The sequence below is a fragment of the Rhodophyticola sp. CCM32 genome (assembly GCF_004751985.1).
Taxonomy (GTDB): Bacteria; Pseudomonadota; Alphaproteobacteria; order Rhodobacterales; family Rhodobacteraceae; genus Rhodophyticola.
In genome coordinates this window covers 2,738,323-2,754,445 of record NZ_CP038492.1, presented here as the reverse complement: position 1 = coordinate 2,754,445, position 16,123 = coordinate 2,738,323, and the positions used below count along the sequence as shown (strand labels likewise).

Sequence of the window (16,123 nt, the reverse complement as noted above, 5' to 3'; positions counted from 1 at the left end):
CGGCCTTATGTATTCGAGGCCGGAAAATGCCAAAGACCCCTCCCGGTCTTTGGTTCTGGCGCCGGTCTTGGTCCTGTTCGCGCGTTTCCGACAAGACCGGTGCCACTCGATACCCTTTGAAAATCGGGTTCCATGCTGTTGCCTCGTGTATGCTGACAGCCCCAGACCGGCCTTTTGCAACGCAAACAGTTAAGATGGGTAGTGGGACTAAGGGTGAATTCGGTGCGGCTGCTCCAATGGCAGCTTTCATGACCTCAACAAAAAGGTCGCAGGCGACCGGCAACCGTCTTACACAGTCCAGTGGGACCCACGGTTCTGTTATTGCCAGTCAGGAGCTTGTAATTGAGCCAGAAGCTTTCAGCGGCTTTGTCCGCAGCAGAAAAAATTCGTGACCAGTTTTTTCCGGAGGCAAGCACCTGCATGCTCGCGGGTTCGGTGGTTCGAGGCGACGCAACAGCTTATTCTGACCTTGACTTGGTCGTGGTTTTTGAGCGCGTTGAGAACGCCCAAAGGCAGTCATTTACTTTCGGGGGCTGGCCCGTTGAAGCCTTCATTCACGATCCTCAAACTCTGGAATACTTCTTTCGGGAGGTGGACCGTCCGTCAGGAGTGCCGTCTCTGCCCAACATGGTCAGCGAAGGCATTGAGATACCTCGCGAAACCAAATGCGGCAGTCTTATGAAAGACCTAGCATCTCGAATTTTGGAAGAAGGCCCGGTCCAATGGGGTCAACAAGAACGCGAAAACTCGCGCTATACAATCAGCGATATGGTCGAAGACATCCGCGAGCCTCGCAATATAGCTGAGCTTCGTATCGTCGTCTCAAATCTATACTCGGCCATTGCCGATCACTTCCTCCGGTCGCAAAACCAATGGTCAGCCAAAGGAAAGAGCATTCCCAGAAGGCTCATGAGCGTTGATCCCGAGTTCCACAAGCGCTTCGCAGAGGCTTTTGAGGCCGCATTCACCAGCGATGATACTACAGCCGTCATTCGACTTTGCGAACACGTCTTGGAACCGGATGGAGGCTTTCTATTTCAAGGCTATACCCGCCATGCACCAAAAGAGTGGCGTATGCCTGACGCGTGATGGAGCGTCAGCCGCCATTCGTACTCGATGCAGCATCAAGTAGTTTGGGCTCGAACCGGACATTTTCCGCAGGTGCATCTTGGCGCTTTATGGCACCGTGATAAAAGAATATGTGACGCTGCCCGGGGCACTGGCCGCCGACCCGGACAGTGTGACTGCCATATTCACCGGATCTGTGGCCCATGCTGCCACGCTGAACCCAAAAGCAGACCATGCGGGGTTACAGCAGATGCGCGTATCGCCGCAGGTGGTTTTGCCCTGTCGAATTGATTGGCATGTGAAACGATAGCGGTTTGCGTTTGATCTGTATCGAAAACCGCTGCCTCTCCCCTTCGGGTCGAACGCGGTTTTCGATGGGGCTGTCTCATCTATAGCGAAATCGTTTTATTCTGCACCATCGCTCATCAAAATTCACGTTCGAGATCAGCAGCTTGCTGACCCGGAGGCAGCGAATTTTGATTCAGATTAAATGATTTCTGCTCTAAAATGCAGACCGCTTTAAATGAAAGGCAGAGTTTGATCCACGTCAATGAGCCTGTGGCTCTCAAGCCCTAGAACGGATGTGCGCAGGACAATTCCAACCTAGGAGCATTTGCCGCCATGAGTGCTACGGAAGAGCCACAAAAGCTCTACGCCGCCCGCGAACCTGTGTTTCCCAAACGGGTGTCGGGACGATTTCGCAATCTCAAATGGATCATCATGATCGTGACCCTGGGGATCTATTACGTGACCCCCTGGATTCGGTGGGATCGGGGCCCGGCCCTGCCGGATCAGGCGGCGCTGATCGACATGGCGAACCGGCGGTTTTTCTTCTTCTGGATCGAGATCTGGCCGCATGAGTTCTATTTCGTTGCCGGGCTGCTGATCATGGCCGGTCTGGGCCTGTTCCTGTTCACCTCGGCGCTTGGCCGGGTCTGGTGTGGCTATACCTGCCCGCAGACCGTCTGGACCGATCTGTTTTTCACCGTGGAACGCTGGATTGAGGGGGATCGTAACGCCCGGCTGCGCCTGTGGAAGGCGGATTGGGGTTTCAGGAAAATGCGCCTGAGGATCACAAAATATCTGGTCTGGCTGGCCATTGCCGTCGCCACCGGCGGGGCCTGGGTATTCTATTTCGCCGATGCGCCAACGCTGTTGCGAAATCTGGTTACGCTTCAGGCCCATCCGGTGGCCTACACCACCATTGCGGTGCTGACGGCAACGACATTCGTCTTTGGCGGTTTCATGCGCGAACAGGTTTGCATCTACATGTGCCCCTGGCCGCGCATCCAGGGGGCGATGATGGATGAACATTCGATCACGGTCGCCTATCGCGACTGGCGGGGGGAACCGCGCGGCAAGCACCGCAAGGCTGCGGGGGCCGGGCTTCTGGGTGACTGTATCGACTGCAATGCCTGCGTGAATGTCTGCCCGGTGGGTATCGACATTCGCGACGGTCAGCAGTTGGAATGCATCACCTGCGCGCTTTGCATTGATGCCTGCGACGACATCATGACCAAGATCGGCAAGCCGCGCGGGCTGATTGATTACATGGCCCTGACCGATGAGGAAAATGAGCGGGCGGGCAATCAGAAAGTATCGGTCTGGAGGCATATCTTCCGGCCCCGCACGATCCTTTACACCGCGCTCTGGTCGGGGATCGGGATTGCCCTGGTGGTGCTGTTGTTCATCCGGTCCGAAATCGACATGACGGTGGCGCCCATGCGCAACCCGCAATTCGTGACGCTAAGCGACGGGTCGATCCGCAACACTTATGACATCCGCATTCGCAATATGAGCCATGAGGACAGCCGCTTTCATATTTCGCTTGTATCCGATGACATCCTGCAGGTCGGGCTTGAAAGCACGGATCTGCTGACCGTCGATGTCCCCGCAGACAGCATCCATTTGCAGCGCGTCTATGTCACCGCGCGCCCGGGTTCCGGGCCGGCGACCCGCGAACGGTCCGGTTTGCGGTTCTGGGTGGAGGATCTGCAAAGCAACGCACGCACCTATCGGGACACCATTTTCAACGGGAGAGAAGCCCCATGAACAGTGACGCCCCGGAAAAGCGCAAGGAGCTGACCGGCCGCCATGTGCTGGCGATTTTTCTGGGCGCTTTCGGGCTGATTATCGGGGTCAACCTGTTCATGGCCTGGAATGCGGTATCGACCTTCCCGGGGCTGGAAGTGTCCTCCAGCTATGCCGACAGTCAGGATTATGATCTGCGCCGCAGCGCGCAGGAGGCACTTGGCTGGCATGCCTCCGTCTCGGTCGAGGGCGATCTGCTGACCCTGAGCATGGTTGATGAGGATGGCGCGCCGGTTGCACCTGCGGAATTGCATGCGCTTCTGACCCGGCCCACCAACCAGACCGAAGACCAGACCCTTGTGCTGTCCCGCCGGAACGGGGTGTTCACGGCCCCGGTTTCGGTCAGCACCGGCCGCTGGCGGTTGCGCCTGACGGGCACCGCGCGGGACGGAACGGATTACCGCCATAACATCACCTTCACCCTGCGGGACTGATACGCCCATGTCTGCCACATACGACCATACCAGCGCCGCCGCCTGCCCCGCCTGTGCCGGTGCGCCTGCCGCAGAAGCGCTGGCCGAAGAGCCGCCACAGGACGCGCGGTTGATGCTGTCCCTGCCGGGCATTCATTGCGCGGGCTGTATCTCGGGGGTGGAGCGGGCGTTGATGGCCAGCCCCGGGGTTCATGATGCACGGGTGAACCTGACCCTGAAACGCGCCGTGGTCGAGGCCGAGACAAACGTAACCGCCGCCGATCTGACGCAAGTGCTGGACCGGGTGGGCTATGAGGCCCATGAACTTGACCTGGGCGTTCTGGCCAGCACCGAGGCCGACCGGCGCGGCCTGGATCTGTTGATGCGGCTGGCCGTGGCCTTTTTCGCCATGATGAATGTGATGCTTCTGTCCGTGGCCGTCTGGTCCGGGGCCGAGGGCGTGACCCGCGACATGATGCATTGGATATCGGCCGCCATCGCCATCCCGGCGGTGATTTTCTGCGGGCGGCCCTTTTATACCTCGGCCTGGTCCGCGCTGCGCGTGCGGCGGCTGAACATGGATGTGCCGATCACGCTGGCGATCTTTCTGGCGGTGGGCACGTCACTATACGAGACGATGCAATCGGGGGAACATGCCTATTTCGACGCGGCCATCGCGCTATGCTTCTTCCTGCTGTCGGGGCGTTATCTGGATTATCGCACCCGGTCCTCGGCCCGGTCTGCCGCGCAGGAACTGGCCGCGCTGGAGGTGCCCCGCGCCTTGAAACTGACCGGACAGGGAGAGCAAACCGTGTCGGTCGCGGATCTGGGCGTCGGTGATAGGGTGCGCGTCAAACCCGGCGGGCGTATCCCCGTCGATGGACAGGTGACCGATGGCACATCCGAGATTGACCGGGGCCTGATGACCGGGGAAAGCCTGCCGGCCTATGCGGGGCCCGGCAGCGCGGTCAGCGCGGGCGAGGTGAACCTGACCGGCCCCCTGACCATTCAGGTCACGGCGGCGGGGAAAGACACCGCCCTGCACCGGATCGCTGATCTGGTGGCGGTGGCCGAAGCCGGGCGGAACAATTATACCTCGCTGGCCGATCAGGCGGCGAAACTCTATGCGCCGGGGGTGCATATCCTGTCGCTTCTGGCGGCGATCGGCTGGTGGCTTTACACGCAGGATATGCGGCTGGCGCTGAACATCGCGGCGGCGGTTCTGATCATCACCTGCCCCTGCGCCCTTGGTCTTGCCGTGCCTGCGGTGACCACTGCCGCCTCGGGCCGGTTGTTCCGCAAGGGCATGCTGATCAAGGACGGCACCGCCATGGAACGTCTGGCGGAGGTGGACACGGTTGTGTTCGACAAGACCGGCACCCTGACCCTTGGCGCCCCCCAGCCTGTTGGCCTTGACGCCTGCCCCGATGAGACGCTGCGCATTGCTTTGGCGCTGGCGGAAGCCTCTGCCCATCCGCTTGCCGAAGCCCTGACAGATGCCTTGCGCGAAAAGGGCCTCCACCGGGCGCGGTTGAGCACGGTGACCGAGGTGCCCGGCTATGGCATCGAGGCGATGTGGAAAGACCAGCGCGTGCGCCTGGGCCGCGCGGCCTGGGTTGGCGCCGCGGCACCGGGTGTCACCGCCAGCTTCCTGCAAATCGGCGATGCAGAGCCCGTGGCCCTGACCTTCACCGACAGCCTGCGCCCCGGGGCTGCCGATGCGGTCGCGGCCCTGAAAGCCCAGGGCAAACGCCTGATCCTGATTTCCGGCGATACCAAAGGGGCGGTTGCCCGCTTTGCCGCCGAGATCGGCATTGACGAGGTGATTGCCGAGGCGCTTCCTGCCGAAAAAGCCAATCTGGTTGCCGATCTTGCGCGCGAGGGGGCAAAAACCCTGATGGTGGGGGATGGTCTGAACGATACGGCCGCACTGGCCGCTGCCCATGTGTCGATCTCACCGGCCTCGGCGCTGGATGCGGCGCGCAGCGCATCTGACATGGTGCTTCTGGGGCAGGACCTGTCCCCGATCGCCGATGCCATGATAACCGCCATTCAGGCCCGCAAGCGGATCACTGAAAACTTCACCCTGGCGACCCTCTATAATGTGATCGCCGTACCCTTTGCCATCGCCGGGCTGGCCACGCCGCTGATCGCCGCCCTTGCCATGTCCGCGTCATCTCTTACGGTGTCCCTCAACGCGCTGCGTTTGAAATAGGCCCCAGATGGACGTTCTTGGCATCCTCATTCCGGTTTCGCTCTTTCTGGGCGGTGTCGGACTTGCAGCTTTCTTCTGGATGCTGAAACGCGGGCAGTTCGATGACCCGGATGGAGACGCACACCGTATTCTCCGCGATGATTACGACGACGCGCCAAAAGGCTGAATACCGCGTGTCCGGCAAATGCCGGATGCCTCCGGCGGAAGTATTTGGAAGATAGAGAAACAGGACCGATGTCAGATCGGCGGCTCTCTCTTCTCTATCTCATAAATACTTCCGCCGGAGGCTTCTGAGCCCGGCAAATCTTGCTGATCGTGGAATGGGGCCTGACCTCTGCCACATAATTGCAGCAGGGCTACCGCCCGTCAGGGCCCGTAGGTGGAGCAGGTGACCGCGCGGGCCATAAGCCGGGCGCAGGCGCGGGCGGCCTGTTCTTCTGTCATCCCGTCAAACCGGGCCTCAAACCCGCCTGAACGGTCCACAACATGCCGCAAGGCTTCATCAAACGTGCCCAGTTCCGCCAATGCGGTGGTCAGCAGCAGGCGCTCTGCGGAATGCCGTGTCGGGTACCGGCCAAGGGACACGCCGAACAGGCGACTGCCGGAGGAAGAGGCGCGGGTCACGATCTCGGGTTCGATCGGGGTTGCCCGCGCGACGACTTCGGTCAGTTGTGCAGGCCGGGGCAGGGGGGAAGCGTCCGATGATGTCAGGGAGGCGACCTCAATCGTGACTGGCTGCTCCTGCCCGTCTACTACGGTCTCGGCAATGGCGATCTGGATGTCATCCGGTGTGATCCCGGCAGATGGTTCCGTCGCAGCGATCTCGACCCCTTCGGCGGGGGCGGCAGTGTCGGGTGTGGCCGTTTCAGCCTCTGCCGGCAGGGCATCTTCCAATACGGTTTCAACCGCGTCCTCAATTGCCGCCAGCAGAACGGGGGAGGCTTCGCGCACGGGCCGTCTTGTGGGCACCATGCTGCGTGCCACGGCCAGGGTATGCCTTGGGGCATCGGGGGCATGCGGTTGCCCGTCATAGACCGGCAGGGAGGGGCGCCGGACCGTGGCGCGTGTGGGTGCCCGGGCAAAACCCATATCCAGAAGTTCCATCACCCGCTGGTTGCGCGATGCGGTGGATTGCCCGCCAAAGACAGTTGCGATGATCCGTTCCTGTCCGCGTTCGGCAGAGGCCACCAGATTGAACCCGGCAGCGCGGGTATAGCCGGTCTTGATCCCGTCCGCCCCGCGATAGGCATCAAGGAACCGCCGGTTCGTGTTGCGCACGGTGGCAATGCCCGCATCCGTGGAACGGCGCGAGAAGATATTGTAATATTGCGGATAATCGAAGAACAGCCGCCGACCCATATTGGTCATGTCGCGGGCGGTGGACAAATGCCCCTCGGCCGTCAGGCCATGGGCATTGCGGAAGGTTGTGCGAACCATGCCAAGGGCCTGTGCGGTGCGGTTCATGCGCCGGGCAAAGGCGGCTTCAGAGCCTTCAATGGCCTCGCCAAGGGCGGTTGCCGCATCATTGGCGGAGCGCACGGCCGCCGCACGCACCAGATAGCGCAGGGCAATGCGGGACCCGGCCCGCAAACCCAGCTTTGACGGCGGCTCGGCGGCGGCATTGGCCGAGATCGTCACCTGGGTATCCATGGTGATTTCGCCAAGCCGCACGGCTTCGAACACGATATAGAGGGTCATCATCTTGGTCAGGGAGGCAGGGTGCAGCCGGGTATCGGCATTGCGCGAATGCAGCACCTCGCCGCTGCGCGCATCCATCACCATGGCGGCATAGGGGGCCGCGCGCGCCGGGGCGCCAGCTGTCACCGCCACGCACACAAGCGCAATAAGCCCGAAAAGGGCTGTGGAAATCCGTCTATGTTTCACGAGACCTGCTCTATCTGCCTCTGGTGCCGTCTGATGCGGCGTTTTGTTAACCTTATTGGATTTTCTCAAGAAAATCCACGGGAAAGAGGTCAACCTCTAAGGTAATTTTAAGGCAGCTTCTGCGCCGCAGCAGATATCGGCGCTGGTGACCACCCAACCCCCATATCTGGATCAGAACCCCGTCAATCGGTCGCGTGACCTTGGCCCCTGCTTCCTGTTACGGTCCCGAAAAATCCGCGAAAGACCCAAATGACAGACATATTTGATGATCGCAAAACCCGGGCCTCTGCATGGTTCCGCAGTTTGCGCGATATGATCGTGACCGCTTTCGAAGGGTTGGAGGAGACCCAGGACGGGCAGGGTGAACCGGGCAGGTTCGATGTGACGGAAACCACCCGCGCCTCGGAAGACGACAGCGATGCCGGTGGCGGTTTGATGAGCGTTTTGCGCGGTGGCAGGGTTTTTGAAAAGGTCGGTGTCAATGTCTCCACCGTTTATGGCTCTCTGGGTGCGCGTGCCGTGCAGGCGATGGCGGCGCGCAAGGTTCTGTCCGGGCTGAAACAGGACCCGCGGTTCTGGGCCTCCGGCATCTCTTTGGTGGCGCATATGCAGAACCCGCATGTGCCTGCCGTCCATATGAACACACGGATGTTCTGGACCCCGCATGCCTGGTGGTTCGGTGGCGGCGCAGATCTGAACCCGGCAATTGAATATCCCGAAGATACCGCCCGGTTTTACGCGGTGCTGAAAGCCCATTGCGACCGCCATCAGCCGGAATATTACCCGCGCTTCAGGGACTGGGCGGATGAGTATTTCTTCATCCCCCATCGCGGGCGCGCCCGGGGCGTTGGCGGGATTTTCTATGATGATCTGAACAGTGGCGACTGGGAGGCGGATTTCGCCTTTACCCAGGATGTGGGCCGGGCGTTCCTGCCCGCCTTTCTGGGATGTGTCGAGGCCCGCCGGCACGAGCCGTTCACCGATGCCGATCGCGAGGTGCAACTGGTCCATCGCGGCCTCTATGCCGAGTATAATCTGATCTATGACCGGGGTACGAAATTCGGGCTGGAGACAGGGCATGACCCGGATGCCGTGCTGATGAGCCTGCCGCCGATTGCGAAATGGACGTGAGCGCGCGATACACTCCGGTCTTTCCTGGCATGTCGCAGAATGCCGGTCGGTCGTTTTACCCGGGCGTGGCCAGCAGGTCCCGATAGACCGCGATGATCGCCTGTGCTTCACCGTCGATCTGGAAATGCGTCACGACATGGGTCCGTGCGTTTTGTGACTGGCGGGCCATCTCGGCCGGGTCGTCCAGCAGATGGGCGACGGCGCGGGTCATGGCAGAGATGTCGCCGGGGTCGAGCAGGGCGCCGGTTTCGCCGGGCAGAACCAGTTCCTCGAACGCGCCGACTTTGGTGGCGATGACGGGCACGCCGCAGGCCATGGCCTCCAGCGGTGTCAGGCCAAACCCCTCCCATCTCTGCGGGGCGATAAAGAGATCCAGCGCCTGATACCAGCGCGCCATGTCATGCACCGGAACCTCGGGCAGAAACAGCAGGCGATCCGACAGGCCCGCCGCCTGCACCTGCGCCTTAAGCCTGCGTTCAAACTCCTGATGTTTCCCGGTCGCGCGGCCCATGACGATGGCCACCGCTTCCGGTTGGTCGCGCAGCAGGTTGCACATCGCATCAACAAAGACATCCGTGCCTTTCTGGGCCCGGATCCGCCCGAAACAGCCAATCAGCGGCCCGGGCGGCAGGCCAAGTGCGGTTTTGGCGGCGGCGCGGTCAGCGGGGAGCGTAAAGCTGTCTGTATCAATCCCGTGCCGGATTACGGTGGCCGGGCGTTGCAGATAGCCCGCGCTTTTCTGCGAGGTGGCAATGACCCGGTCCATCCGGGCGATCAGGGCTTTGGAATACCTCGTATGCCAGCGCTGGGAGGCAGAGGTGAACAGCAGTTTCAGCCGTTTGCGGAACAGATGTTTCAGGATCAGCCCGGCCAGCATTTCCGAATTGCGCCGCGCATGCCAGACCCGGGGGCCCGACGGGCCGCTGCGCGACAGGGTCAGCAGGTCGCGGCGGCGGATCTGCGGCACATGATCGGGCAGGGCGGGGGCAATGGCGGCAATCGCGATGTGTTTCGCCTGCAACGGCACCAGACGCACAACCGTTGCGGTCACCCCGGACAGGCGGCGTTTGAAATTCGGGGCCAGTACGTCAAGGCTGGAAGGGTCGCGATAGGGTGTCATTTCCGGTGCCTGTGGCGGTTTCGGCTGGCCATGTTCCCGGTTGAAGGCGGTGCAAACGGGGCGATACAGGCAGGGTCTGCTCTAGCGTCCTGCCGTGGCTCACGCAAGAACGGCATGGAAATCCGTGTCATAGCCTTCGGATGCAAACCCGTCCCCAAGCGCCGTTTTTGCCCCCAGACGCCCCAGTTCATCACAGCATTTGGCCCCGGCCCCGTTGCCACCGGTCAGCAGTGTCAGGTGATCCGACAGACGCGCGACATAAGGATAGCCGGTGTCGGTGAAACTGACGACACAGGCGCCTGTATGGGTGGAGCGGATCGCCAGATCGGGCATCAGATCGCGCAGATGGCCAAGGAGTTTTGCACCCGCTTCGGCATTGCCGTCGCTGTGAAACCATGCCGTCATCTGCGCATCATCGGTCAGGCGCGGGCTGTCAGTCTCGCCACCGATCTTGATGTATAATTTCCCGTCGGGATAGCGGATCGGGGGCAGCAGATAGAGGTCATATGTGCCGTTTTGGGGAAAGAAGATCAGGCTGGGCATATGGGCCAGCCGGGTGGCCTCAGTCTCATCCACCTCGGCAAAGACAATGGTGCGGGCATAGACCCGCATTTTCGGGCGGGCGAGCAGAAGGCCATTGGTGGCCGCATAGCCCCCGGTGGCCATCACCACATGACCCGCCGTGAACGTGGTGCCATCCGCAAGCTGCAATGTCCCGGATTGTAATCCGGTCACGGCCTGGCGGATGATCTGTGCCCCGGCGCGCGCGGCCAGTATGCCTTCGGCATCCCGCAGGGCGCGGGGGTTGATATAGCCGCCATCCGCCTCCCACGCGGCCAGATGGCCGGGGGCGAAACGGAAGAACGGGAAGCGGTCGGGCAGGGCCGCAGCGTCAAGCCGGTCATGGGGGGTGGCAAGGGCCTTGGCCACATCCAGAACATGATGGATCACATCGCTGCCCGGCCCGGTTTCGGGCCCTGATATCATGCCGCCGCAGGGGGTGAAAATATTCAGGCCGCTTTCCGCCTCCAGCGCGCCATACCGGGCGATGGATCGGGAAGACAGGCGGGACCAATCCGCGTCATGAGCCAGATGGCGTGTGATCCGGCCCTGATCATGATGGCTGCCGAAGGGCCCCTGACAGGCGCCGGGATCGGGCGGTTCATCGGGGCCGATCAGGGCGGTTCTGACCCCGGTTTCCGCCAGATGCCGGGCGCAGGCGCTGCCCATCAGGCCACGCCCGATAACGGCGATGTCAAAATGATCTGTCATCTGTCACGCCTTTTGCAGGTCTCGGGTCCGCCTCCGGCGGGCGTATTTGGAACAAGAAGAAGGGGCGGGGGAAGATATATCAGGGGTCTGTTCATCGGGTCCATCAACGGGTTTGGTGTTCTGGCTCAGCCACGGATCGCCTCCAGCATGCGATGCACATTGTCCGGGTCGGCATCGGGGGTGATGCCATGGCCCAGATTGAAGATATGCGGCCCGGTTTTCAGTGCCGCGACGATGGCGCGGGTTTCCTCCACCAGGGCCGGGCCGCCGGTGACCATATGTTTCGGGTCAAGATTGCCCTGAACGCAGCCATCGGGTTGCAGATGCCGGGCGGCCCAGTGGGGATCAACCGCCGCATCTATCGCCAGCCCATCGGCGCCGGTCTCTTTGGCAAAGCCGATATAGGCCTCACCCGCCTGGCGCGGGAAGGCGATGACCGGCAGGCCGGGGTGGCGCGCTTTCAGTTCCGAGATGATGCGTTTGGCAGGCGCGAGGGCGTATTTGGCAAAATCCTCGCCATTCAGCGACCCGGCCCATGAATCGAAGAGCTTGATCACTTCCGCGCCAGCCATGACCTGCATCGAGAGGTATTCGATACTGGCTTCTGTCAGCAGGTCGATCAGGGCCTCGAAAATTGTGCGATCTGCGGTTTTCAGGGCGTGGGCCGGACCCTGATCAGGCGTGCCGCGCCCGGCAATCATATAGGTGGCAACGGTCCAGGGTGCGCCCGCGAAGCCGATCAGCGTGGTGTGCGATGGCAACTCCCGGGTCAGGATGCGCAGCGTGTCATAGATCGGCGCCAGATGATCATGGATATCGTCCTTGCCTTTCAGCCGCGTCAGACCCTCGGCCCCGGTGATCGTGGACAGGCGCGGGCCTTCGCCGGTGACAAACCAGACATCGGCCCCAAGCGCCTGCGGCAGCAGCAGGATATCGGCAAACAGGATCGCGGCATCGAACCCGTAGCGGCGGATCGGTTGCAATGTGACCTCGGCTGCCAGATCGGAATTGTAGCAAAGCGACAGGAAATCCCCTGCCCGGGCCCGTGTTGCGCGGTATTCCGGCAGATAGCGGCCCGCCTGCCGCATCATCCAGACGGGTGGTGTTGGCAGGGTTTCTCCGGCCAGGCTGCGGAGGAGTTTTTTGGTCTGCGCCATGGGCCCGATCCTTTGTGTTGGCGCACCGTCCAACCGGGGGCGCCAAGTGTCAAGCCGGGCCCCGTTGTCAGGGCAGGGTGACGCATGTAGGAAGAGGAAATGACGCCCCGGTTCCCCTCCCCCGCAGCCCCGTTGAAGATCGGCACCCGTGGATCGCCGCTGGCGCTGGCCCAGGCGCGCGAGGCTAGGCAGCGTCTGGCAGAGGCGTTTGATCTGCCGCATGCAGCATTTGAGATCGTGGTGATCAAGACCACGGGCGACAAGGTGCTGGACCGGCCTTTGAAAGAGATCGGCGGCAAGGGGTTGTTCACCAAAGAGATCGAAGAAGATTTGTTGTCAGGCGCGATCGACATCGCGGTTCATTCGATGAAGGATATGCCGGTGGCGCAGCCCGGGGGGCTGCTGCTGGAGACCTATCTGCCGCGCGAGGATGTGCGCGACGCCTTTGTTTCGCTGACCCATGATGCGCTGGCCGATCTGGCACCGGGCGCGCGGGTCGGCACCTCATCGCTCAGGCGCCGGGCGCAACTGATGGCGCGGCGGCCGGATCTGGAGGTTGTGGAATTCCGGGGCAATGTGCAGACGCGGATGACAAAGCTGGGCGACGGGCTGGCGGAGGCGACTTTTCTGGCCATGGCCGGATTGCGGCGTCTGGGGATGGAGGATGTGGCGGTATCCGCGATTGCGGTTGAGGATATGCTGCCCGCAGTGGCGCAGGGCGCCATCGGGATCGAGAGGCGTGCGGATGACAGGCGTGCCGCGATGATGCTTGAGGCCATTCATCACCGGCCGACAGGGCAGCGGCTGGCGGCGGAACGGGCGTTTCTGGCGGGGTTGGACGGGTCCTGCGAAACGCCGATTGCCGGGCTGGCGGAGCTTGACGGCGGAACATTGCGTCTGCGCGGGGAGATTTTGCGCCCCGACGGGTCCGATCTGCGGGCAGAGGATGCGAGCGCGCCTGTGGAAGACGGTGCAAGGCTGGGCGTTGAGATGGCCGCCCGGTTGCGCGCGGCAGCGGGTGAAGGGTTTTTTGACTGGATCACATAAGGCCGGCCCAATGCGATGCTTCCTCATGGCCTTGACCTTCCTGTTACTGGAAGCCTTATCTGGGGCGCAACCTGTCAGGAAACCTTGTTGATGCCCATGGATAAGACAATGATACGCGCCCGGTTTTCGGTCGAAAACCTCTCCTGCGGGAGTTGCGTGCTGCGCGCCGAGGCTGCCTTGCAGGCCATGCCGGGCGTGACAGGCGCGTATGTGAATCTCGCCACCCGTCTGGCAGAGATCACCGCTGATGATCCGCTTGATCTGCCCGCTTTGCAGGCGGGGATGAAGGCTGCGGGTTTCCCTATGATGCCGGTGGCCGAAGCGGTGCCACAGACCCCAGAGGATGAGACCGCCCCGATGTGGCGCCGGTTTGTCATTGCGGCAATGCTGACCCTGCCGGTGTTCATTATCGAGATGGGGAGCCATCTATACCCGCCCTTTCATCACTGGCTGATGCGCAGCTTTGGACTGTTTCCGCTGCATCTGATGCAATTCCTGCTGACCACGGCTGTGCTGGCCGGGCCGGGCCGGGTGTTCTTTCGCCATGGGGTGCCCGCGCTGTTGCGGGGCACGCCTGAGATGAACAGCCTTGTGGTTCTGGGCACCGGCGCGGCCTGGGTGTTTTCCACAATGGTGACCTTTCTGCCGGGGCTGATCCCGGCGACCTCGCGCTTTGTCTATTTCGAGGCGGCGGCGGTGATCGTCACCCTGATCCTTCTGGGCCGGTTTCTGGAGGCCCGTGCCCGTGGGCAGGCGGGCAGTGCCATTCAGGCATTGATCGGGCTGCGCCCCGATATGGCGACGCGGGCCAATGGCACCAGCGTTCCCGTTGCCGCGATCTGCCAGGGCGATGAGCTGCGCCTGTTCCCGGGGGAGCGGGTGGCCGTGGACGGTGTTGTGATCCAAGGCGAAAGCCATGTGGACGAGGCGATGATCAGCGGAGAACCCCTGCCCGTGTCGAAAGCGCCGGGGGATGTGGTGACCGGCGGCACGCTGAACGGAACCGGGGCGCTGGTCTATCGCGCAACCCATGTGGGGGCCGATACGGTTCTGGCGCAGATCGTGCGCATGGTCGAAACCGCGCAGGCGACCCGGCTGCCGATACAAAGCCTGATCAACCGGGTGACGGGCGTGTTTGTGCCTCTGGTGCTGCTGATCGCGGGTGCGGCGGCGGGTGGTTGGCTGATCTTCGGGGCGGACCCGGTGATGGCGCTGGTGATCGGCGTGTCGGTTCTGATCATCGCCTGCCCCTGTGCCATGGGGCTGGCCACACCGGTTTCGATCATGGCGGGCACGGGCCGGGCGGCGGAGCTGGGGGTTCTGTTCCGCAAGGGAGACGCGCTGCAACGCCTGGGGCGTGTCGATCTGGTGGCGTTCGACAAAACCGGCACGCTGACCAAAGGCGCCCCCGCAGTGACGCGGATCGCACCGGTTGAGGGATCGGAAAACGCGCTTCTTGCTTTGGCCGCTGCGGTTGAGGCGCAGTCGGAACATCCACTGGGACAGGCGATTATGGCGGAGGCCGAAGCGCGGGGCCTGACCATTGCACCGGTCACCGGGTTCCGCGCCGAGACCGGTGCCGGTGTCCGGGCCGATCTGGACGGGGCGACAATACGCGTCGGGACAGAGGCGTTTCTGGCAGAGACTGGATGTCGGGTGCCGGAGGTGGCGGGCAGCGGGGCCGAAACCCTTGTGCATGTGGCCCGTGACACGGTCTATCTGGGCGCGGTTGCCCTGTCCGACCCGGTGAAACCGGATGCGGCGAAAACCGTTGCGGCATTGACGGATGCGGGCAAACGCGTGGCCCTGTTATCCGGCGATGCCAGCGGCCCGGTGGCAGATGTTGCGCGCAATCTGGGCATTGCAGAGGCCCTGCCGCGCCTGATGCCGGAGGCGAAGCTGGCGCAGGTCAAGGCCTGGCAGGCCGACGGGCTGCGGGTGGCCTTTGTCGGTGACGGCATCAATGACGCGCCGGTTCTGGCGGCGGCGGATGTGGGTGTGGCGCTTGGCTCGGGCACGGATGTGGCGATCGAGGCGGCGGATGTGGTGCTGATCTCGGGCGCGCCCTCGGCGGTGGTCACGGCGATCGAGGTCAGCCGCCGGACAATGCGGAATATCGCGCAGAATCTGGCCTGGGCCTTTGGCTATAATCTGGCCCTGATCCCGGTGGCCGCCGGTCTGCTGGCCCTGTTCGGCGGGCCGGTTCTGTCGCCGATGCTGGCCGGAGGGGCAATGGCTGCCAGTTCGGTTCTGGTGGTGATGAATGCGCTGCGGCTCAGACGGATGGCTGCGCCATGAATATCGGCGATGTGGCAGAACGCACCGGATTGCCCGCCAAAACGATCCGCTATTATGAAGAGATCGGCCTGATCCGGCCGCAGCGCAGTGCCAACGGGTATCGCCATTTTACCGAAGTGCATGCCCATAAACTGGCCTTTCTGGGCCGCGCCCGGGGTCTGGGCTTTTCGATTGAGGATTGCAGGGTGCTGCTGGCGCTTTATGAGGACCGAAGTCGGGCCAGTGCGGATGTGAAACGCATCGCCGGGGCGCATCTGGCCGGGATCGAAGAAAAGATGGCGGAACTGGCCGCGATGCGCGACACGCTGTCAGATCTGGTGGCGGCCTGCGCGGGCGATGACCGCCCCGACTGCCCTATTCTGCGCGATCTGGCCGAGGAAGATGCGCCGCAGGATTCAGGATAGCGGTTAGAGAGGCTGGAGCCGGA

13 protein-coding genes are annotated in these 16,123 nt (G+C 62.5%); 9 read left to right on the top strand and 4 right to left on the bottom strand.

The window, feature by feature from the left end; all coding sequences use genetic code 11:
• The first annotated feature begins 342 nt into the window (after positions 1–342).
• The 5 genes from E2K80_RS13390 to ccoS all read left to right on the top strand — a co-directional run bounded on the left by E2K80_RS13390 (position 343) and on the right by ccoS (position 5,953).
• Positions 343–1,089, top strand: coding sequence for a nucleotidyltransferase domain-containing protein (locus E2K80_RS13390; RefSeq protein ID WP_135375456.1), 747 nt, complete (start codon positions 343–345; stop codon positions 1,087–1,089).
• 600 nt (positions 1,090–1,689) lie between these two features.
• Positions 1,690–3,120 (top strand): cytochrome c oxidase accessory protein CcoG, encoded by a 1,431-nt coding sequence (gene ccoG, locus E2K80_RS13385; RefSeq protein WP_135375455.1) that lies wholly within the window; start codon positions 1,690–1,692, stop codon positions 3,118–3,120.
• Entirely contained in the window at positions 3,117–3,593 is a 477-nt protein-coding gene (locus E2K80_RS13380; RefSeq protein ID WP_135375454.1) for a FixH family protein, read from the top strand. The genes ccoG and E2K80_RS13380 overlap by 4 nt, the downstream gene beginning before the upstream one ends.
• Positions 3,594–3,600: 7 nt before the next feature.
• Positions 3,601–5,787: a heavy metal translocating P-type ATPase gene (locus tag E2K80_RS13375; RefSeq protein WP_135375453.1), complete on the top strand. Its 2,187-nt coding sequence runs from the start codon at positions 3,601–3,603 to the stop codon at positions 5,785–5,787.
• Positions 5,788–5,794: 7 nt separating this feature from the next.
• Positions 5,795–5,953 (top strand): cbb3-type cytochrome oxidase assembly protein CcoS, encoded by a 159-nt coding sequence (gene ccoS / locus E2K80_RS13370; protein ID WP_135375452.1) that lies wholly within the window; start codon positions 5,795–5,797, stop codon positions 5,951–5,953.
• 200 nt (positions 5,954–6,153) lie between these two features.
• Here ccoS and E2K80_RS13365 read toward each other — a convergent pair whose 3' ends face one another.
• Entirely contained in the window at positions 6,154–7,671 is a 1,518-nt protein-coding gene (locus E2K80_RS13365; protein WP_135375451.1) for a D-alanyl-D-alanine carboxypeptidase family protein, read from the bottom strand.
• Between the two features lie 249 nt (positions 7,672–7,920).
• On the opposite strand from E2K80_RS13365, the gene hemF reads away from it, so the two are divergent.
• Positions 7,921–8,802 carry an oxygen-dependent coproporphyrinogen oxidase gene (hemF, locus tag E2K80_RS13360; RefSeq protein ID WP_135375450.1) on the top strand — a complete coding sequence of 294 codons (882 nt, stop codon included), beginning with the start codon at positions 7,921–7,923 and terminating at the stop codon, positions 8,800–8,802.
• 55 nt (positions 8,803–8,857) lie between these two features.
• Here the strand turns inward: hemF and E2K80_RS13355 are convergent, their stop codons facing one another.
• The 3 genes from E2K80_RS13355 to hemE form a co-directional block, all read right to left on the bottom strand.
• On the bottom strand, positions 8,858–9,922 hold the full coding sequence (locus tag E2K80_RS13355; RefSeq protein WP_135375449.1) for a glycosyltransferase family 4 protein: 1,065 nt from the start codon (positions 9,920–9,922) through the stop codon (positions 8,858–8,860).
• 99 nt (positions 9,923–10,021) lie between these two features.
• The gene (locus tag E2K80_RS13350; RefSeq protein ID WP_135375448.1) at positions 10,022–11,194 is read right to left on the bottom strand and encodes an NAD(P)/FAD-dependent oxidoreductase; all 1,173 of its coding nucleotides are present in this window, start codon (positions 11,192–11,194) and stop codon (positions 10,022–10,024) included.
• Between the two features lie 125 nt (positions 11,195–11,319).
• Positions 11,320–12,351 carry a uroporphyrinogen decarboxylase gene (gene hemE / locus E2K80_RS13345; protein ID WP_135375447.1) on the bottom strand — a complete coding sequence of 344 codons (1,032 nt, stop codon included), beginning with the start codon at positions 12,349–12,351 and terminating at the stop codon, positions 11,320–11,322.
• A gap of 99 nt (positions 12,352–12,450) precedes the next feature.
• Between hemE and hemC the strand changes: the two genes are divergently transcribed.
• The 3 genes from hemC (at position 12,451) to cueR (ending at position 16,100) form a co-directional block, all read left to right on the top strand.
• Entirely contained in the window at positions 12,451–13,398 is a 948-nt protein-coding gene (gene hemC, locus E2K80_RS13340; protein ID WP_135375446.1) for a hydroxymethylbilane synthase, read from the top strand.
• A gap of 90 nt (positions 13,399–13,488) precedes the next feature.
• Positions 13,489–15,696, top strand: coding sequence for a heavy metal translocating P-type ATPase (locus E2K80_RS13335; protein WP_210405390.1), 2,208 nt, complete (start codon positions 13,489–13,491; stop codon positions 15,694–15,696).
• On the top strand, positions 15,693–16,100 hold the full coding sequence (gene cueR / locus E2K80_RS13330) for a Cu(I)-responsive transcriptional regulator (RefSeq protein ID WP_135375444.1): 408 nt from the start codon (positions 15,693–15,695) through the stop codon (positions 16,098–16,100). Before E2K80_RS13335 ends, cueR begins: the two co-directional genes overlap by 4 nt.
• The last annotated feature ends 23 nt before the right edge of the window (positions 16,101–16,123 follow it).